We start from the raw sequence: 19,089 nt of genomic DNA on the forward strand, positions 1-19,089 counted from the left end.
TATGACAACAGTTGAAATTAGTGGACTTAAGGATATGATTGCCTGTAATACTAGGATTTCATCTATTATTGATGACCATTTATCCTATGCAGGATATGATATTTCCGAGTTTATGGAAAATAAAGCGTCTTTTGAGGAAGTGATTTATCTCTTATGGAATGGTCATCTTCCTACGCAAATGGAACTCAAGTATTTTGAAGCTGAGTTGCGTAAGAACTATGACATTTCAGATGCTGTAGAACAATGCATTCTTATCCAATCTCGTCCACATTTGCACCCAATGAGTGTTTTACGTTCAACAGTTTCACTTCTTGGGGTATACAATGTGGATGCTGAGGAGAAATCCATGGAAGCCGTTTATCAGCAAAGTATTGAATTGATGGCTAAATTGCCAACAATTATTACGACTTTTGCGCGCTTACGCACTGGTAAAATGCCCCTCAAACCAAGAGAAGATTTAGGTTTTGCTGCTAATTTTCTTTACATGCTGAATGGTGTTGAACCTTCTGAAATTGAAGTTGAGGCTATGAATAAGGCCTTAATTCTACATGCTGATCATGAGTTGAATGCTTCAACTTTTGCAGCGCGTGTTTGTGCTTCGACTCTGACAGATATTTATTCTTGTGTTACAACAGCTATTGGTGCTCTAAAAGGTCCCCTGCATGGTGGGGCTAATGAACGCGTCTTTGATATGCTTAAAGAAATCCGCGAATCAGGTGATGTTTATGCTTACTTGCAGGAAAAACTTGACTCTAAAGAGAAAATCATGGGATTTGGGCACCGTGTATACAAGAAACAGGACCCTCGTGAAATTTTCTTAAGAGATATGGCTAAAAAGTTGACAGAGGGTACCGAGAATGAAGAATTCTTTAATATGTCTCAAGAAATTGAAGAGTTCATGAAAGATAAGAAGGGATTAATTCCCAATGTAGACTTCTATTCAGCCACCGTATATCATACTCTAGGAATTGACAGCGATATCTTCACACTTATCTTTGCAATGAGTCGTGTTGCCGGCTGGATTGCTCATATTCAAGAGCAGCAAAAAAATAACAAATTGATTCGTCCTCGCTCACAGTATATTGGACAAGAAAATATGACCTATATTCCTTTAGAAAAACGCTAGGGAGGAAAGCTATATGGCAGAAAAAATCGTAATGACAAATGGACAGCTTCAAGTTTCTGATAGTCCAATTATCCCTTTTATTGAAGGGGATGGTGTTGGACATGATATCTGGAAGAATGCCCAAGCAATCTTTGATAAAGCAGTAGAAGTAGCCTATGAAGGGAAGCGTCATATTGAGTGGCAAGAGCTCCTAGCTGGTAAGAAGGCTTATGATAAAACAGGAGAATGGTTGCCGAAAAAAACATTGGAAACTATTCGAGAAAGTTTAGTTGCTATTAAGGGTCCGCTTGAGACGCCAGTAGGTGGAGGGATTCGTTCTTTAAATGTAGCTTTACGTCAAGAACTTGATCTCTACGCTTGTGTTAGACCGGTTCGTTACTTTGAAGGAGTAGCAAGTCCGCTTAAGGAACCAGAAAAAACTAATATTACTATTTTTCGTGAAAATACTGAAGATATTTATGCGGGAATTGAATGGGAAGCGGGAACAACAGATGTTAAGCGCGTGATTGAGTTTCTCCAGACAGAAATGAATGTTAGTAAAATTCGCTTCCCAGAATCAAGTAGTATCGGAATCAAGCCAATTTCAATAGAAGGAAGTAAACGTCTCATTCGCTCGGCTATCGACTATGCTCTCAAGAACAATCTAAAAAAAGTGACCTTAGTTCATAAGGGGAATATTCAAAAATTTACAGAAGGTGGCTTCCGTAAATGGGGTTATGAATTGGCTCAGGAAGAATATAAAGAAGAATTGCTGGCTGGTCGTTTAGAGATTAATGATATAATCGCGGATAACTTTCTACAACAGATTCTTTTAAATCCAGAAAAATTTGATGTTGTTGCCTTAACCAACTTGAATGGTGATTATGCTAGTGACGCCTTAGCTGCACAAGTTGGTGGTATCGGCATCTCCCCTGGAGCCAACATTAACTATCAAACAGGCCATGCTATTTTTGAAGCAACACATGGAACAGCTCCGGATATCGCGGATCAAGATAAGGCTAATCCTTGCTCAGTTCTATTATCTGGCTGCATGCTTCTAGATTATATTGGTTGGACTGAGGCAGCTCAACTGATTACAAGTGCTATTGAAAAGACATTTAAAGCCGATATCTTTACAGCTGACTTGGCATTTGGGAAGCAAGCTTATTCAACGAGTGCCTTTAGCAATCAAATTCTTTCAATTATGTGATTGTTTTTGCTCGGAAATGAAAATTAACGATTGAAAACACCATGAAAGAAATTTTCTGAAAATGTTGTAAATAACTAGAGACTAGTATTTGCTTATGTTTAAAAAAATGAAAATGAGCAGTAAAATGAGAGACAGGCTTTTGAAAAACTTGTAGAAAGTACGTTTTAACCTTGATAATCTCAATTAGCTATGTTATAATTCTAAATTGTAAGGGTTATCATTGATAACTCAAATATTCCAAACTAAGAAGGAGAATCCATTATGGCTTCTAAAGATTTCCACATTGTTGCAGAAACAGGTATCCACGCACGTCCAGCTACTTTGCTTGTTCAAACAGCTAGCAAATTTGCTTCAGATATCACTCTTGACTACAAGGGTAAAGCAGTTAACCTTAAATCAATCATGGGTGTTATGAGCCTTGGTGTTGGTCAAGGTGCTGACGTAACTATCTCTGCAGAAGGTGCTGATGCTGATGATGCAATCGCAGCAATCGCAGAAACAATGACAAAAGAAGGATTGGCATAAGAATATGACAGAAATGCTTAAAGGAATCGCAGCATCTGATGGTGTTGCAGTTGCTAAGGCATATCTGCTTGTTCAACCGGACTTGTCATTTGAAACTGTAACAGTTGAAGATACAAGTGCAGAAGAGGCTCGTCTAGATGCTGCTCTAGCGGCGTCACAAGACGAGCTTTCTGTTATCCGTGAAAAAGCAGTTGAAAGCCTTGGTGAAGAAGCGGCAGCCGTTTTTGATGCTCATTTGATGGTTCTTGCTGACCCAGAAATGACTGGTCAAATTAAAGAAACTATCCGTGCTAAACAAGTTAATGCTGAAGCTGCTTTGACAGAAGTAACAGACATGTTTATCGCTATTTTTGAAGGTATGGAAGACAACCCATACATGCAAGAACGTGCAGCGGATATTCGTGACGTTACAAAACGTGTGCTTGCTAACTTGCTTGGTAAGAAATTGCCTAACCCAGCAACAATCAACGAAGAATCAATCGTTGTTGCTCATGACTTGACACCATCTGATACAGCTCAGTTGAACAAAAAGTACGTAAAAGCCTTTGTTACTAACATCGGTGGACGTACAAGTCACTCAGCTATCATGGCGCGTACACTTGAAATCGCAGCTGTTCTTGGAACAAATAACATCACAGAACTTGTCAAAGATGGTGATGTTTTGGCTGTTTCAGGTATTACTGGTGAAGTTGTTATCAACCCAACTGAAGAGCAAATTGCTGAGTTCAAAGCGGCCGGTGAAGCTTACGCTAAACAAAAAGCTGAATGGGCTCTCCTTAAAGATGCTCAAACAGTTACTGCTGATGGAAAACATTTCGAATTGGCTGCTAACATCGGTACACCTAAAGACGTTGAAGGTGTAAATGATAACGGTGCAGAAGCTGTTGGTCTCTATCGTACAGAATTCTTGTATATGGATTCTCAAGACTTCCCAACTGAAGATGACCAATATGAAGCTTACAAAGCAGTTCTTGAAGGTATGAACGGTAAACCTGTTGTCGTTCGTACAATGGATATCGGTGGGGATAAAGAACTCCCTTACTTCGATCTTCCTAAAGAAATGAACCCATTCTTAGGTTACCGTGCTTTGCGTATCTCTATCTCTGAAACTGGTAATCAAATGTTCCGTACACAATTGCGTGCTTTGCTTCGTGCATCTGTTCACGGTAAATTGCGTATCATGTTCCCAATGGTTGCTTTGTTGACTGAGTTCCGTACTGCTAAAGGTATTCTTGAAGAAGAAAAAGCTAAATTGGTTGCTGAAGGTGTTGCCGTTGCAGACGATATCGAAGTAGGTATCATGATTGAAATCCCAGCTGCAGCTATGCTTGCTGACCAATTTGCTAAGGAAGTTGATTTCTTCTCAATCGGTACAAACGACCTTATCCAATACACAATGGCTGCTGACCGTATGAACGAACAAGTTTCATACCTTTACCAACCGTATAACCCATCAATCCTTCGTTTGATTAACAATGTTATCAAAGCGGCTCATGCTGAAGGTAAATGGGCTGGTATGTGTGGTGAAATGGCCGGTGACCAAACTGCTGTTCCACTTCTTGTTGGAATGGGCTTGGATGAGTTCTCAATGTCAGCGACATCTGTTCTTCGTACACGTAGCTTGATGAAGAAACTTGACACAGCTAAAATGGAAGAATACGCTAACCGTGCTCTTACTGAATGTGCAACAATGGAAGAAGTTCTTGAACTTTCAAAAGAATACGTTAACGTAGACTAATCTTAAAAAGTGGAGGCTTAGGCTTTCACTTTTTTTATATCTAAACGGAGACAAAATAATTGACTCATTCTTTAGTTAGGAGTAGAATACGGCTAACCTAGGTTAATAATTTTAACTATTTTTTGTCAAAATTTTCTGAATAATTCTCGTTTAAATCTTGGAATATTTCTAAAAAAATGATAAAATAGGTCTTATAATAGATAAAAGGAGTTACTATCTTGGCTAAACAATACAAAAACTATGTCAATGGTGAGTGGAAAACATCTGAAAACGAAATTACTATCTATGCACCTGCAAACGGTGAGGAACTTGGATCAGTTCCAGCAATGAGCCAAGCTGAAGTAGACGAAGTCTACGCAGCAGCTAAAGCAGCACTCCCAGCATGGCGTGCGCTTTCATATGCTGAACGTGCAGCTTACCTTCATAAAGCAGCAGATATCTTGGAACGTGATGCAGAAAAGATCGGACAAGTTCTTTCTAAAGAAATCTCTAAAGGTTTGAAATCTGCAATCGGTGAAGTTGTTCGTACTGCTGAAATCATCCACTATGCAGCTGAAGAAGGTTTGCGTTTGGAAGGTGAAGTACTTGAAGGTGGTGCCTTTGATGCTGGTAGCAAGAAAAAAATTGCTGTTGTTCGTCGCGAACCAGTAGGTCTTGTACTTGCTATCTCTCCATTTAACTACCCAGTAAACTTGGCTGGTTCTAAAATTGCTCCTGCCTTGATTGCTGGTGACGTTGTTGCCTTCAAACCACCAACACAAGGTTCTATCTCAGGTCTTCTTTTGGTTGAAGCATTTGTTGAAGCTGGTATCCCTGCAGGTGTCTTGAACTCTATCACAGGTCGTGGTTCTGTTATCGGTGACTACATTGTTGAGCACAAAGCAGTTGATTTCATTAACTTTACAGGTTCAACACCAGTTGGTGAAAACATCGGTCGTTTGGCAGCTATGCGTCCAATCATGCTTGAACTTGGTGGTAAAGATGCCGCTATCGTTCTTGAAGATGCTGATCTTGACTTGACTGCTAAAAACATTGTTGCTGGTGCCTTTGACTATTCAGGTCAACGTTGTACAGCTATCAAACGTGTCCTTGTAATGGATAGCGTTGCAGATGAATTGGTAGAAAAAGTAACTGCTTTGGTAGGTAATATCACTGTTGGTATGCCTGAAGAAAGCGCAAGCGTTACACCACTTATCGATACAAAAGCTGCTGACTTCGTTCAAGGTTTGATTGATGATGCAGTTGAACAAGGTGCTACTGCTAAAACTGAATTGAAACGTGAAGGTAACCTTATTTACCCAGCAGTCTTTGACCATGTAACAACTGATATGCGTCTTGCTTGGGAAGAACCATTTGGTCCTGTACTGCCATTCATCCGTGTATCTTCAGTTGAAGAAGCAATCAAGATTTCTAACGAATCTGAATTTGGACTTCAAGGTGCTGTCTTCACACAAGACTACCCACGTGCATTTGCAATTGCTGAACAACTTGAAGTTGGTACTGTTCACATCAACAACAAAACACAACGTGGTACAGACAACTTCCCATTCCTTGGTGTTAAAGGGTCTGGTGCCGGAACTCAAGGTGTGAAATACTCTATCGAAGCTATGACTCGTGTGAAATCAACAGTATTTGATATCGCAAACTACTAAGAGTGTAGCTATTCAATCATTAAAAAAGTGTAAAGAGTCCCAATAATAGGGGCTCTTTTTCTTTTAAAATATGGTATAATAGAACTAAATTTCGAATATAGAGAGTTTTCTGACAATGAATAAATCTTATTTTTACTTGGTTATGAAGATGCATGAGTTAGAGGTACCATACACTGGTCAACTTCGTCGTGTGCGTGTTCTTCTACCTAAGAACTATGAAACGGATACAGATCGTTCTTACCCTGTCGTGTATTTCCATGATGGTCAGAATGTTCTTTATAGTAAGGAGTCGTTTTCTGGCTATTCTTGGAAGATTATCCCAACAGTCAAGCGTAATCCTGATATTTCGCGCATGATTGTTGTAGCCATTGATAATGATGGTCCTGGCCGTATGAATGAGTATTCTGCGTGGAAGTACCAAGAATCTAATATCCCTGGTGTCCAGTTCGGAGGTAAGGGTGTAGAGTATGCAGAGTTTGTCATGGATGTGGTTAAACCCTTTATTGATAAGGAATACCGTACCCTCTCTGACCGTCAGCATACAGCTATGATTGGTTCATCTCTCGGTGGTAATATTACTCAGTTTATGGGGCTTGATTATAAGGAGCAGATTGGTTGTCTTGGGGTATTTTCTTCAGCTAACTGGTTGCATCAGGATGCTTTTGATCGTTACATGTCGCGTCAAAAGCTCGATTCAGATCAACGTGTCTACATATATGTAGGAACTGAGGAAGCTGATGATACTGACAAGACCTTGATGGCTGGTAATATTAAGCAGGCTTATATAGACTCTTCATTGAGCTATTATCATGATTTGATTGCTCGTGGGGTTGATTTGGAAAATATCAAGATTCACATTCAATCTGGTGCTGAACACAATGAAGAAGCTTGGGCCGAGAATTTACCAGACTGTCTTCGCTTTTTCGCTGAAAAATGGGACTAGTCTTTATTAACGCAAATTAATTTAATTTAATTTAGGAAAAGGAATATAAATATGAATATCGAACATCTTAGCCACTGGAGTGGTCAACTTAACCGTGAAATGTATGTTAACCGTTACGGGCACGCTGGTATCCCTGTTGTGGTTTTTGCCTCATCAGGTGGTAGCCATAACGAATACTATGACTTTGGTATGATTGATGCTTGTGCACGTTTTATCGAAGAAGGACGCGTACAATTCTTTACGCTTTCAAGTGTGGACAGTGAAAGCTGGCTTTGTGATTGGAAAAATCCACACGATCGTGCTGAAATGCACCGTGCCTATGAACGCTATGTTATTGAAGAAGCTATTCCATTTATCAAACACAAAACTGGTTGGTTTGATCCAATGATGACAACAGGTTGTTCAATGGGGGCATACCATGCGCTTAATTTCTTCTTGCAACACCCTGATGTTTTCAATAAAGTGGTAGCCCTCAGTGGTGTCTACGATGCTCGTTTCTTTGTGGGTGAGTTTGGAGGGGACGAAGCTATTTACCAAAATTCCCCATCAGATTATATCTGGAACCAAAATGATGGTTGGTTTATCGACCGTTACCGTCAAGCTGAGATTATCGTATGTACAGGTCTTGGTGCTTGGGAACAAGATGGTCTTCCATCTTACTATAAACTCAAGGAAGCCTTTGAACAAAAGAATATTCCAGCTTGGTTCTCTGAGTGGGGCCATGATGTCGCTCATGATTGGGAATGGTGGCGTAAACAAATGCCTTATTTCCTTGACAATATGAACCTATAATTTCTTTGTCCATCCCATCTAAATAACTATAAAAGAGGAATTACTAATGAATTATCTTGTTATTTCACCATACTATCCACAAAACTTCCAACAGTTTACAGTTGAACTTGCTAATAAGGGAATCACTGTTCTTGGTATTGGTCAAGAGCCTTATGAACAATTGGATCAACCTTTGAAAGAGGCTTTGACTGAGTACTTCCGTGTAGACAATCTGGAAAACTTGGATGAAGTTAAACGTGCGGTAGCCTTTCTTTTCTATAAACACGGACCAATTGACCGAATCGAATCTCATAACGAATACTGGTTGGAATTGGATGCTGCTCTTCGTGAACAGTTCAATGTTTTTGGTGCTAAGCCAGAAGATCTTAAGAAGACTAAATTCAAGTCTGAAATGAAAAAACTCTTCCAAAAAGCTGGAGTTCCAGTTGTACCTGGTGCTATCATTAAAACTGATGAAGATGTGGATAAAGCTGTGAAAGAAATCGGTCTTCCAATGATTGCTAAGCCAGATAATGGGGTTGGTGCAGCTGCAACCTTCAAACTTGAAACAGAAGATGATATCAATCACTTTAAGGCTGAGTGGGATCATGAAACAGTTTATTTCTTTGAAAAATTTGTAACATCAAGCGAAATCTGTACTTTCGATGGTTTGATTGATCATGATGGTAATATTGTCTTCTCGACAACTTTTGATTATGCCCACACACCACTTGACTTGATGATTTACAAGATGGATAATTCTTACTACGTTCTTAAAGAAATGGATCCTAAGTTACGTAAGTATGGTGAGGCAATTGTCAAAGAATTTGGTATGAAGGAACGTTTCTTCCATATTGAGTTCTTCCGTGATGGTGACGATTATATTGCTATTGAATATAACAACCGTCCAGCAGGTGGTTTCACAATCGACGTGTATAACTATGCTCACTCTTTCGATTTGTACAAGGGGTATGCGGATATCGTTGCTGGCGAACCATTCCCAGCTTCTCAGTTTGAGCCACTTTACTGTTTGGCGACTTCACGTCGTGCAAGCTCTCACTATGCTTATTCAGAAGAAGAACTTTTTGATAAGTATCGTGAACAACTTAAAGTTAAGAAAATCATGCCTGCAGCCTTTGCAGAGTTGCAAGGTGACTTCCTCTATATGTTGACAACTCCAAGTCGTGAGGAAATGGAACAAATGATTGAGGACTTTGGTAAAAAAGCCTAATCTGTATATGTTAAAAGCACTTCAGAGTAAACTGAAGTGCTTTTGTGATGCCTTATTTTTCGTGAAGTTCTTGATTTTTAAGAACCAGTTCTGAAACTTTGGCGAATTTTTTAAGTTTTTTGAGGTCTTCTGGATGGGTTACCAAGCTAATGACGCTACCTTCATTTCCCATACGACCAGTACGTCCTGCACGGTGAGTATAGGCTTCGCGATCTCGAGGTATATCGAAGTTGATGACTACCTCTAGATTTTCAATATCGATGCCGCGTGCCAAGAGGTCAGTACCTAGTAAGAGTGAAATCTCATGATTCTTGAATTTTTCCAAGATAACCTTACGGAATTTGACGTTGATGTCACTAGCCAATGATACCGCTGAAGCTCCGTTAAATTGGAGGCGTTCTTCAGTAGCCCCAAGGTCAGATAGACTGTTAAAAAAGACAAGGCCACGGAAGTCAGGGATATTGGAGAACTTACGGAGAAGTTCGACACGGTTACGTTTATCAACACTGATATAATAATGTTTGATAGTGTCAAGTTCTTGATCAGATAGGTCATAAACGATGGTATTTTCGACAAGATTTTGATCATCAATTTTGTTGGTTGCCGAAATATAAATCATTTGATGGTCACGAGGAACATGGTGGCTGATTTTTGTCACAAAGTGGTATTGGCTATCACTGAGAAGCTCATCAAATTCATCTAGGACGATGGTGTTGACATTCATCATCTTGATCTTTTTGAGTTTAATCAGCTCAAAGACACGGCCAGGTGTTCCGATGAGAATTTCCGGTCCTTTCTTCAGGCGTTCAATTTGTCTCTTTTGACTAGAGCCAGAAAGGAAGAGTTGGGCAGTGAGTCCTAGTGGCTCAGCCCATTGTTTGGTCACATCAAAAATCTGTCCAGCAAGCTCTGAATTGGGTGCTAGGATAAGCAATTGCTGAGATTTTTTGGGCTTGAGTGAGAGGAGCAATGGGAGAAGGTAGGCTAGAGTCTTACCTGTTCCTGTAGGACTGATACCTAGGATATTGTCTCCTTCAGTGATTGGTGCAAAGAGTTCTTTTTGAATGGCAGTCTCTGTAGTGATTCCTTTTTCTTTAAGGAGGTCTTGCCATTGTTCAGGAAAGTTTTTAAACATAAAAGTCTCATTTTCTATATGGATTTGCTTTTATTATATCATGATTTAGTGTAGAATAGATAAGAAAGACTATATTAGATAGGAATTTACCATGCCTAAAAAACCGATTATTATTGGGGTTACGGGTGGCTCTGGTGGAGGTAAGACCAGTGTTTCTCGTGCCATTCTATCAAATTTTCCAGATGAGAAAATTGCTATGATTGAGCATGATTCTTATTATAAGGATCAGTCACATTTGACTTTTGAAGAGCGTGTGTCAACTAACTACGACCATCCCTTTGCCTTCGATACAGATCTTATGATTGAACACATCAATGAGCTGATTGCTGGGCGTCCAGTGGATATTCCGATTTATGACTACACCCAACATACTCGTAGTGAAAAGACTTATCGTCAGGAACCACAGGACGTCTTCATTGTTGAAGGGATTTTGGTACTTGAGGATAAACGCTTGCGTGATTTGATGGATATCAAGCTTTTTGTAGATACTGATGATGACATTCGTATTATCCGTCGTATCAAGCGTGATATGGAAGAGCGTGGCCGTAGCTTGGATAGTATCATTGAGCAATATATCAGTGTGGTTAAACCTATGTACCACCAGTTTATCGAACCTACGAAACGCTACGCAGATGTGGTGATTCCTGAAGGTGTCACAAATACTGTTGCTATCGATTTGATTAATACTAAGGTAGCAAGTATTTTGAAAGAAAGTCAGAAAGCCTAAGCAGGAGCTTGGCTTTTTTGGTATAATTGAAACGTTATGATTATTTTACAAGGAAACAAGATTGAGCGCTCTTTCTCAGGGGATGTGCTCTTTGATAATATTAATATTCAGGTAGATGAACGCGATCGTATTGCCCTTGTTGGACGTAACGGTGCTGGAAAATCAACCCTATTGAAAATTTTGGTTGGAGAGGAAACGCCGACAAGTGGTGAAATCAACACAAAACGTGATTTGAATTTGTCTTACTTAGCTCAGGATAGTCGCTTTGAGTCTAGCAATACCATCTATGCGGAAATGTTAAATGTTTTTGCAGGTCTTCGTGCAGACGAAAAACGCCTTCGTGACATGGAAATGAAGATGGCTGAGTTAACTGGTTCAGACTTGGACAAGTTAATGACTGACTACGATCGCCTTTCTGAGGATTTCAGACAGCGAGGTGGTTTTACCTATGAATCTGATATCAGAGCTATTCTCAATGGTTTTAAGTTTGATGAAAGCATGTGGGAGATGCCTATTTCAGATCTTTCTGGAGGGCAAAACACGCGCTTAGCTTTGGCGAAAATGCTGCTTGAGAAGCCTGAACTCTTGGTACTGGATGAACCGACTAACCACTTGGATATCGAAACCATTGCCTGGTTGGAGAATTACCTGGTCAATTATCAGGGAGCTCTAGTCATTGTCAGTCACGACCGTTATTTTTTGGATAAGGTGGCGACAGTAACCCTGGATTTGACCAAACATAGTTTAGATCGTTATGTCGGAAACTATTCAAAATTCATGGACCTTAAGGCTGAAAAGTTGGCCACTGAAGCAAAGAACTTCGAAAAACAACAAAAGGAAATTGCTAAGTTGGAGGACTTTGTTAATCGTAATATTGTCCGTGCTTCTACAACTAAGCGTGCTCAAGCCCGTCGTAAACAGCTAGAGAAAATGGAACGTCTGGATAAGCCAACAGAAGGCCAGAAGTCAGCTAATATGACTTTTCATGCGGATAAGGTCTCTGGGAATGTGGTCTTGACAGTTAAGGATGCTGCTATTGGTTATGACGATGAGATTCTCTCAGAGCCTATTTCCCTGGATGTTAAGAAGATGGATGCCATTGCCATCGTTGGTCCAAATGGTATCGGAAAAACAACCTTTATCAAGTCGGTAGTGGGTAAATTGCCTTTTATCAAGGGAACGTCAACCTATGGTGCTAATGTTGAAGTGGGGTATTATGATCAAACCCAATCTGCCTTGACACCGTCGAACACAGTCCTTGATGAGTTGTGGAATGATTTTGCGACGACTCCTGAAGTTGAGATTCGTAACCGTCTGGGGGCCTTTCTCTTCTCAGGTGATGATGTCAAAAAGTCTGTTTCCATGCTTTCTGGTGGTGAGAAAGCTCGTCTGCTCCTAGCTAAATTATCAATGGAAAACAATAACTTCCTCATCCTAGATGAGCCGACCAACCACTTGGACATTGATAGCAAGGAAGTCTTGGAAAATGCCCTCATTGACTTTGATGGAACGCTTCTCTTTGTCAGCCATGACCGTTACTTTATCAACCGTGTGGCAACCAAAGTGATGGAAATTTCTGAGGATGGGGCAACCATTTATCTTGGAGATTATGATTACTACCTTGAGAAGAAGGCGGAGCTTGAAGAGTTAGCACGTCTTGAAGCAGAGGAAAATCAAGTATCAGAGGAAGTTCAAGTAGCTTCAGCGGGTGCTAGTGATTATCAAGCTCAAAAAGCCAATCAAAAAGAGATGCGTAAATTAAGCCGACGCATTGAGCAAATTGAAAATGAGCTAGAGACGATTGAAGAACGATTGGAGGAAATCTCTGCTGCCATGCTTGAAACAAATGACGTGGCAGAATTGTCTGACTTACAGAAAGAGCTGGATGACTTATCAGTCAATCAAGAAGCTCTGATGGAAGAGTGGAGTGACCTATCAGAACAATTGGAAAGTTAAGGGATGATGAGAACCTTTTCATGTTTTGAGTTGTGAAAGGCTTACATTGTTGGTATAACAGTCTTAGTATATAAAAGGAGACTAACTTTATGAACAAAGTAAAGAAAAAAGTGTATCGTAACACAACATCTTTCAACATGATGGCATGGGGATCATTTGGCTTCTTCGTAATCTTGATGTTGGTAGGCCTCTATACCCTTAAAGAGCCTTTGATGGTTAAGGGGTACTACCTCATGGGATGTGTTGGCTTGATTTCATCTTCATTTACAGTATCTAAGGTTGTCCGTGATAACCAAGAAGATGAAGAAAACTATAATAAGCTCATCGCTCAACAAACTTTCGAACAATAAGAGGAGAAGCCTGAAAAGGCTTTTTCTTTTTGCAGAAAATGCACAAATATTCTGACTCTTGCCTAGTGGAAGTGTTATAATGGAGTGAAGAGGGTTAGATGATTTTGGAATGAGATAAGTCCAATTCAATATCCCAAATGCCTTATAAGACTAATTATCGTATAAGAATGCGTTAGTGAAAAGGTAGGTAATATTATGGAATTCAAAGTGAAAGATGGTCAAATCATCTATTATCGTGATCTCGGTAAAGGCTTTCCAATTGTTTTTTTGCATGGCAATAATTTGTCAGGAAATTACTTTGGTAAGCAAGGAATTCTGTATCGAGACTATCGTTTAATTTTCATTGATAGTCGTAATCACGGCAGGTCCAGTCGTCAGAGTGTTAAGATGACCTTTGAACAGATGGCTGCCGATTTGGAGGAAATTTTGCAATATTTGAATATCAAGAAGGCCTTATTTGTCGGTCATAGTGACGGTGCTAATTTGGCTATGGTTTATGCTAGTCGTTATCCTGACCGGATTGCAGGGCTCTTGCTTAATGCGGGGAATATGACCTTTAATGGGTTGACGAGACGCTCAAGATTCGCGGTCTATATACAATATCTTTGCTTAAAAGCCTTGTCACCATTTTCATCTAAAATGGATATCATGGCTCAGGTAACGGGTCTGATGCTTCATGACTTGCCATTAGATAGGAAACGTCTACATCAGGCTGCCTATCCTGTTTGGGTAGTTATGGGGCAAAGGGATGTTATCAGTATTAGGCATTCTAGAGAGATTTCAGAACTCTTTCCTATTCATAAGCTCTATGTCCAACGTCGAGAAGGACATCGTCTAGCTCAACGTAAATATAAGGTCTTTAATCAAATGATTCGTGAACTTGTGAGAATTAGTCGAAAAGAGGTGGTGGCATGAAGCGTCTTTTAGAGAGACTTCAACCTTTAAAAGCGGCCGTTAAATCCATCTTCTTTATCTCGATTACGGTTCTTGTCGTCATAGAATTGGTTCGTCTAAAACGGACCATCACTTTAGAGTCACTGGAGTCAGCTCTGTCCGGTTTGTCTATTTGGCATCTTGTTTTGATGGCTGTCATCGGACTAGTCGCTGTCTCCCCCATGCTCTTTTATGACATCATACTGAATAAGGAGCTAGAAACGGATTATTCCAAATCCTATATCTTAGAAACAAGTTGGGCTGTCAATACCATTAATAACTTGGCTGGTTTTGCTGGTTTGGTCGATGTGGGTCTGCGATATTCCTTTTATTCTGAGGATGGGCAGGAAAAGACAGGTGTTAAGGCACTTTCTCGTTTATTGCCTTATTTTATGTCGGGTCTATCCCTTTTAAGTGGTTTGGTATTCGCTGTCTTTTGGTTCTTCCCTCTAAGTCCAGACTTAAGAAAATATTGGTTACTCTTATTGGGTATTTTCCTTTATCTGCCTTTTATTTTCTTTGTTTCTAGTCGTGAAAAGTTAACTTATTTTGGTCAAGTACCGTTGAAAACGAGGCTAAGTCTTCTTTTAGCTTCGACAGCTGAATGGGGAACGGCCCTAGGGAGCTTTGTCAGTGTGGCTTATTTAATGGGCTTACATGTTCCACTTTATAATCTGGTTCCACTTTATTTCCTAGCGGTTATTATTGGTATCTTCTCTATGATTCCGGGTGGTATTGGTAGTTTCGATTTGATTGTGATTACCGGTCTGACCTCTATGGGGGTTAGCAATGCTCTTGCGGTTAGTCTGCTCTTGCTCTTTCGTTTAACCTACTACGTTATTCCCTTCATGCTTGGTGTTGTCTTCTTTTTCAAACACATGGGAGGACGTATCAACGAGAAATACTTCAAACTTTCTTCACGAGTATTTGGTGGAAGTCTCCACCGTTTTCTCGTCTATTTGCTACGTTTTTTAGGGATTTTCTTGATTTTGTCTGCCCTAATCCCTGAACGCTTGGCTAATGTCTACTTTATTAGCCGTTTTGATCCTATTCAGGAGCAGTTGATTTGGCAATTCCCAAGTATCCTATTTGGTACCCTATTCATTTTCATGGCTCGTCTCATTAGACGTCGGGTTAAGGGTGCTTTTGTTGCCTCCTTGATAACCTTTGTCTTGGCCTTAATTTATGTCAATCTCAATGGTATTTCATGGGCCATGTCTTTCCTAATTTTACTCTCTTTGGTGCTTATGTTGATCATCAGAAAGAGGTTGTATCATCGTTACTTTGTTTATAGTTGGGAAGACAAAACCAAGGATTTCCTTTTCCTAGCCTTTACGATTCTGGTTCTCCTCGTTTTGGGTGGCAGCGGTTTTTGGTCTCATTTATTGCCACCTAAGAATCGGGATGTTCTTGGACATTTTGTTCATATTTGGTTTGATATTTTACTGGCATCAGTTATCATTGCAACTATTGTTTGGGGAGTCTTGAGAATTTTGGCACCCCGCAGGCCTTTTGGTCAAAGCATGGATGATGAGCGCTTCACAGCTCTCCTTGAGAAATATGGAGGTGCATCAGAAAGTGCCCTGGCTTATTTACATGATAAACGCCTCTTTTGGTATCGTGTCGATGGACAAGACCAGGTAGTTTTCCAATTTGCACAAACCAGTAACAAGTGTGTGGTTATGGGAAATCCGATAGGTAATGAAAACTATTACCGAGTAGCTTGGGAATCTTTCTTGAAGACCTTATCGGATTGGAATTTACAAGCCTTGTTTTATGAGGCAGATGAGAGTATTACCCTGATGCTTCATGATTATGGCTTTGATTTTATGAAATTTGGGGAAAATGCCATGGTTGATTTGACGTCATTTTCTGTTGATGGTAAACATGGTAAGAAGTTCCGTAAGCCAACCAATCGTGTTGAAAAAGCAGGTTTCCAGTTTAGGTTACTTGATCCTCCATTTTCAGAGACTCAGATGCAAGAAATGAAGGCTGTCTCAGATATTTGGCTTAACGGTCGTAAGGAGAAGGGCTTCTCTCTTGGTTTCTTTGATGTAGCCTATTTGCAGCAAGCACCGATTGCTATTGTTGAGAGTGAGGAGGGAGAAATTGTAGCCTTTGCCAACATCATGCCAACCAAAAACAAACGGGTGGCGACGATTGACCTTATGCGTTATGACTTTGAAAAGGCACCCGAAGGTATCATGGATTACCTCTTTGTGAAACTCTTCCAGTACTTCCAAGCAGAAGGAAAGCAGTATTTTGATATGGGAATGGCTCCACTCGCGAATGTGGGTACTGAAGAAGATAGTTTTTTGGAAGAGAAGGTTGCCAATTTGGTCTATGTCTTTGCGCAGCGTTTTTACTCTTTTAGTGGGCTCCAACGTTATAAGGAGAAGTTCTCTCCAATTTGGTCTCCCAAATACATTGTTTATCCTAAACGAACTTGGCTCTTGTTTGATATGATTGCCATTCTAAGGATTGATAATCGAAAAATTGAAGACAGATTGAAGAAAAGACGACTTTGGAAATAGATATGAAAAAATAGCGAAACCCTAAGGATTTCGCTATTTTGCTATGTCATAGAATTATTTTTCAAATTCTGCTTTTGATTTAGTATCTGCGTATTCTTCAGCGACTTCGCTTGAAAGAATATCATTGTAACTTGGCAATTTAATGTCTTGGCCATATTTGTTACGAAGGGCAGTAGTGACCAAACGGTAGGCCAGGTTGGCGTTACGAGAAAGAATTGGTCCATGGAAGTAGCTACCATAAACATTTTTATAGTGGACACCCTCAGAACCGTCTTCCTTGTTATTACCATTACCGTAGACCACTTTTCCAAGTGGTTTTTCATCATCAGAGAGGAAGGTACGCCCTTGGTGATTCTCAAAGCCATAGTAAGTTTCATCGAACTCTTCGTTATGGATCTTGATGTCACCAATATAACGATTATTTTCTTGATTGAGGGTGTAGTGGCCCATAACACCGATACCATCAATGCGGACACCATTAGCCTGGATGTAATATTGACCAAGAAGTTGGAAACCACCACAGATGGCAAGAACTACTTTGTTATCTTGGATGAATTGACCAATGGCCTCACGCTTAGTTGGGAGGTCTTTAGCAACGATGGATTGTTCGTAGTCTTGACCACCTCCAAAGAAGACCATGTCGTAGTGGTCCTTGTCGAAGTCATCACCAACTGAAACGATGTCGAAGGTCATCTTAGCACCAAGTTTTTCACCCACGTATTTGATCATAAGAACATTTCCGTTGTCACCGTAGGTATTGAGTAGATTACCATAAAGGTGGGCAACATTTAGGTCATAGGTGTAGTCACGATTTTCTGGAGATTTGAGTGAAGTATAAGTCATTAGTTCATCTCCTTTCCGACAGCATGACGTTGAGCAAGAATATCACGGAATTCAAGCATGGCAGTGTAGGTCGCTAAGATATAGGCATGATCGCAATCTTGTTTTTCAATCAAGGCCATAATATCTTCAAGTTTTTCTGCTTGCGTAATCTTTTCTTCTGGATAGCCGGTTACACGAAGACGGCGGGCAATTTCAGAATGGCGAACACCACCAGCGTTAATCTCAGGGATATCCATCTCGATAATGCTTTCAAAGTTGGCATCCCAAATCCAGCTAGTATCAATACCATCAGCATAATTGGCGTTAAGAAGGACTGACAAGCTAAACGGATAATCTGCAAGTTTAATCATATCGAGAGCTTGGCTGGCTCCTACTGGATTCTTAATTAGTACGAGAGTACATGATTTGTCACCAATCTTAAAGGTTTCTTGGCGACCAAAGACAGCACGACTCTTATCAAAACCAGCTTTGATTTGCTCTGGAGCCACTCCGAAGAATTCAGCGACAGAGACTGCAGCAAGGGCATTGTAGATGTTATAAAGACCACCGACATTAATCTTGTAATCTTGTCCATCAATGACAAATTCAGAAGTAGTGTTAGTGATTTTAGTCAACTCTGTTAGCTTATAGTCTAATTCTGGACGGTGAAAGTCACAGTTGAGGCATACATAGTCACCCAAATTAGCATAAGTATTGAGGCGATACTGAAGAATGCTCTCACATTTAGGGCAGACAATTCCTTCGGTATTATAATGTGCCAGCTCTGGAGCGTGTTTTTCAGTGTCAAAACCATAGAAGCGTACAGGATTGACCACTTCTTTAGAATTAAAGAGAGGACTGTCCCCATTGGCCAAAATAGTGGCCTCAGGTGCCTTAGCAGCACCATCTAAAATCATCTGATAAGTGGTATAGATTTCACCATAGCGGTCCATTTGGTCACGGAAAATATTTGTGAAGACAAAAAGACTTGGAGTGATGTATTCAGTGATTTTTGGAAGGCTAGCCTCGTCAATTTCCAAGACAGCGATTTTCTTACCAGACTTGGCTTTTTTAGCTGTTAGGAAAGTAGAAGTGATTCCTGTGATCATGTTGGCTCCACTAGGGTTGGTCACAATCTCACCAAAAGCTTCTTTAAGAATTCCTACTGTTAAAGCTGTTGTCAGAGTCTTACCATTGGTTCCAGTGACAACGACAATCTCGTAATCCTTGGCTAAAGTGTCTAAAATATCTTTGTCAAATTTAAGGGCGATTTTTCCAGGCAGGGTTGAGCCACGTCCCAATTTTGAAAGGACGAAATGGCTAGCTTTACCCGCCAGAATTCCCATGGTAGTTTTCATAGTCATGAATTTATTTTATCACAAAAAGTAGTGATTGTAGTCTCAAAATAGTTAGAATTCGTGGTATAATAGAAACTGTTTAAAAATTAAAAGAAAGTG

16 protein-coding genes are annotated in these 19,089 nt (G+C 40.1%); 13 read left to right on the plus strand and 3 right to left on the minus strand.

Annotated elements, in window-relative coordinates; genetic code table 11:
* Window position 1 precedes the first annotated feature (1 nt).
* The 8 genes from PCY16_RS01815 to PCY16_RS01850 all read left to right on the plus strand — a co-directional run bounded on the left by PCY16_RS01815 (window position 2) and on the right by PCY16_RS01850 (window position 9,175).
* The gene (locus tag PCY16_RS01815; protein ID WP_195413670.1) at window positions 2-1,126 is read left to right on the plus strand and encodes a citrate synthase; all 1,125 of its coding nucleotides are present in this window, start codon (window positions 2-4) and stop codon (window positions 1,124-1,126) included.
* A 13-nt stretch (window positions 1,127-1,139) separates the two neighbouring features.
* Window positions 1,140-2,315: an NADP-dependent isocitrate dehydrogenase gene (gene icd, locus PCY16_RS01820; protein WP_060971444.1), complete on the plus strand. Its 1,176-nt coding sequence runs from the start codon at window positions 1,140-1,142 to the stop codon at window positions 2,313-2,315.
* Between the two features lie 261 nt (window positions 2,316-2,576).
* Entirely contained in the window at window positions 2,577-2,840 is a 264-nt protein-coding gene (locus PCY16_RS01825; protein ID WP_002884015.1) for a phosphocarrier protein HPr, read from the plus strand.
* Window positions 2,841-2,844: 4 nt separating this feature from the next.
* Complete coding sequence (gene ptsP, locus PCY16_RS01830; RefSeq protein WP_002890681.1) at window positions 2,845-4,578, plus strand: phosphoenolpyruvate--protein phosphotransferase; 1,734 nt, start codon at window positions 2,845-2,847, stop codon at window positions 4,576-4,578.
* Between the two features lie 218 nt (window positions 4,579-4,796).
* A complete protein-coding gene (locus PCY16_RS01835) occupies window positions 4,797-6,230 on the plus strand; it encodes an NADP-dependent glyceraldehyde-3-phosphate dehydrogenase (protein ID WP_002890682.1) in 1,434 nt (477 codons plus the stop codon).
* Between the two features lie 115 nt (window positions 6,231-6,345).
* Window positions 6,346-7,173: an alpha/beta hydrolase gene (locus PCY16_RS01840; RefSeq protein WP_080611420.1), complete on the plus strand. Its 828-nt coding sequence runs from the start codon at window positions 6,346-6,348 to the stop codon at window positions 7,171-7,173.
* 51 nt (window positions 7,174-7,224) lie between these two features.
* Window positions 7,225-7,965, plus strand: coding sequence for an alpha/beta hydrolase-fold protein (locus PCY16_RS01845; RefSeq protein WP_002884014.1), 741 nt, complete (start codon window positions 7,225-7,227; stop codon window positions 7,963-7,965).
* A gap of 46 nt (window positions 7,966-8,011) precedes the next feature.
* A complete protein-coding gene (locus PCY16_RS01850) occupies window positions 8,012-9,175 on the plus strand; it encodes an acetyl-CoA carboxylase biotin carboxylase subunit family protein (protein WP_037600505.1) in 1,164 nt (387 codons plus the stop codon).
* A gap of 52 nt (window positions 9,176-9,227) precedes the next feature.
* On the opposite strand, the gene PCY16_RS01855 is transcribed toward PCY16_RS01850, so the two are convergent.
* Window positions 9,228-10,310 (minus strand): DEAD/DEAH box helicase, encoded by a 1,083-nt coding sequence (locus PCY16_RS01855; protein WP_037600508.1) that lies wholly within the window; start codon window positions 10,308-10,310, stop codon window positions 9,228-9,230.
* 91 nt (window positions 10,311-10,401) lie between these two features.
* Between PCY16_RS01855 and udk the strand changes: the two genes are divergently transcribed.
* From udk to mprF, 5 genes are all read left to right on the plus strand, one after another.
* The gene (udk, locus tag PCY16_RS01860) at window positions 10,402-11,037 is read left to right on the plus strand and encodes a uridine kinase (protein WP_002890688.1); all 636 of its coding nucleotides are present in this window, start codon (window positions 10,402-10,404) and stop codon (window positions 11,035-11,037) included.
* 36 nt (window positions 11,038-11,073) lie between these two features.
* Complete coding sequence (locus tag PCY16_RS01865) at window positions 11,074-12,993, plus strand: ABC-F family ATP-binding cassette domain-containing protein (RefSeq protein WP_048674471.1); 1,920 nt, start codon at window positions 11,074-11,076, stop codon at window positions 12,991-12,993.
* Between the two features lie 89 nt (window positions 12,994-13,082).
* Entirely contained in the window at window positions 13,083-13,343 is a 261-nt protein-coding gene (locus PCY16_RS01870; RefSeq protein ID WP_048674474.1) for a YiaA/YiaB family inner membrane protein, read from the plus strand.
* 195 nt (window positions 13,344-13,538) lie between these two features.
* Entirely contained in the window at window positions 13,539-14,258 is a 720-nt protein-coding gene (locus PCY16_RS01875) for an alpha/beta hydrolase (RefSeq protein ID WP_004182706.1), read from the plus strand.
* Entirely contained in the window at window positions 14,255-16,810 is a 2,556-nt protein-coding gene (mprF, locus tag PCY16_RS01880) for a bifunctional lysylphosphatidylglycerol flippase/synthetase MprF (protein ID WP_048674477.1), read from the plus strand. Before PCY16_RS01875 ends, mprF begins: the two co-directional genes overlap by 4 nt.
* Before the next feature lie 54 nt (window positions 16,811-16,864).
* Here mprF and gatD read toward each other — a convergent pair whose 3' ends face one another.
* Both gatD and murT read right to left on the minus strand, forming a co-directional pair.
* Window positions 16,865-17,653, minus strand: coding sequence for a lipid II isoglutaminyl synthase subunit GatD (gene gatD, locus PCY16_RS01885; protein WP_048674479.1), 789 nt, complete (start codon window positions 17,651-17,653; stop codon window positions 16,865-16,867).
* Complete coding sequence (gene murT / locus PCY16_RS01890) at window positions 17,653-18,996, minus strand: lipid II isoglutaminyl synthase subunit MurT (RefSeq protein WP_014634270.1); 1,344 nt, start codon at window positions 18,994-18,996, stop codon at window positions 17,653-17,655. The genes gatD and murT overlap by 1 nt, the downstream gene beginning before the upstream one ends.
* Window positions 18,997-19,089 lie beyond the last annotated feature (93 nt).

The organism is Streptococcus sp. SS4 (genome assembly GCF_030440125.1).
Taxonomy (GTDB): domain Bacteria; phylum Bacillota; class Bacilli; order Lactobacillales; family Streptococcaceae; genus Streptococcus.

Coding starts and splice junctions, on each gene's coding strand:
- PCY16_RS01815 (WP_195413670.1), top strand. CDS start 2: ATGACAACAGTTGAAATTAGTGGACTTAAGGATATGATTGCCTGTAAT.
- icd (WP_060971444.1), top strand. CDS start 1,140: ATGGCAGAAAAAATCGTAATGACAAATGGACAGCTTCAAGTTTCTGAT.
- PCY16_RS01825 (WP_002884015.1), top strand. CDS start 2,577: ATGGCTTCTAAAGATTTCCACATTGTTGCAGAAACAGGTATCCACGCA.
- ptsP (WP_002890681.1), top strand. CDS start 2,845: ATGACAGAAATGCTTAAAGGAATCGCAGCATCTGATGGTGTTGCAGTT.
- PCY16_RS01840 (WP_080611420.1), top strand. CDS start 6,346: ATGAATAAATCTTATTTTTACTTGGTTATGAAGATGCATGAGTTAGAG.
- PCY16_RS01845 (WP_002884014.1), top strand. CDS start 7,225: ATGAATATCGAACATCTTAGCCACTGGAGTGGTCAACTTAACCGTGAA.
- PCY16_RS01850 (WP_037600505.1), top strand. CDS start 8,012: ATGAATTATCTTGTTATTTCACCATACTATCCACAAAACTTCCAACAG.
- PCY16_RS01855 (WP_037600508.1), bottom strand. CDS start 10,310: ATGTTTAAAAACTTTCCTGAACAATGGCAAGACCTCCTTAAAGAAAAA.
- udk (WP_002890688.1), top strand. CDS start 10,402: ATGCCTAAAAAACCGATTATTATTGGGGTTACGGGTGGCTCTGGTGGA.
- PCY16_RS01865 (WP_048674471.1), top strand. CDS start 11,074: ATGATTATTTTACAAGGAAACAAGATTGAGCGCTCTTTCTCAGGGGAT.
- PCY16_RS01870 (WP_048674474.1), top strand. CDS start 13,083: ATGAACAAAGTAAAGAAAAAAGTGTATCGTAACACAACATCTTTCAAC.
- PCY16_RS01875 (WP_004182706.1), top strand. CDS start 13,539: ATGGAATTCAAAGTGAAAGATGGTCAAATCATCTATTATCGTGATCTC.
- mprF (WP_048674477.1), top strand. CDS start 14,255: ATGAAGCGTCTTTTAGAGAGACTTCAACCTTTAAAAGCGGCCGTTAAA.
- gatD (WP_048674479.1), bottom strand. CDS start 17,653: ATGACTTATACTTCACTCAAATCTCCAGAAAATCGTGACTACACCTAT.
- murT (WP_014634270.1), bottom strand. CDS start 18,996: ATGACTATGAAAACTACCATGGGAATTCTGGCGGGTAAAGCTAGCCAT.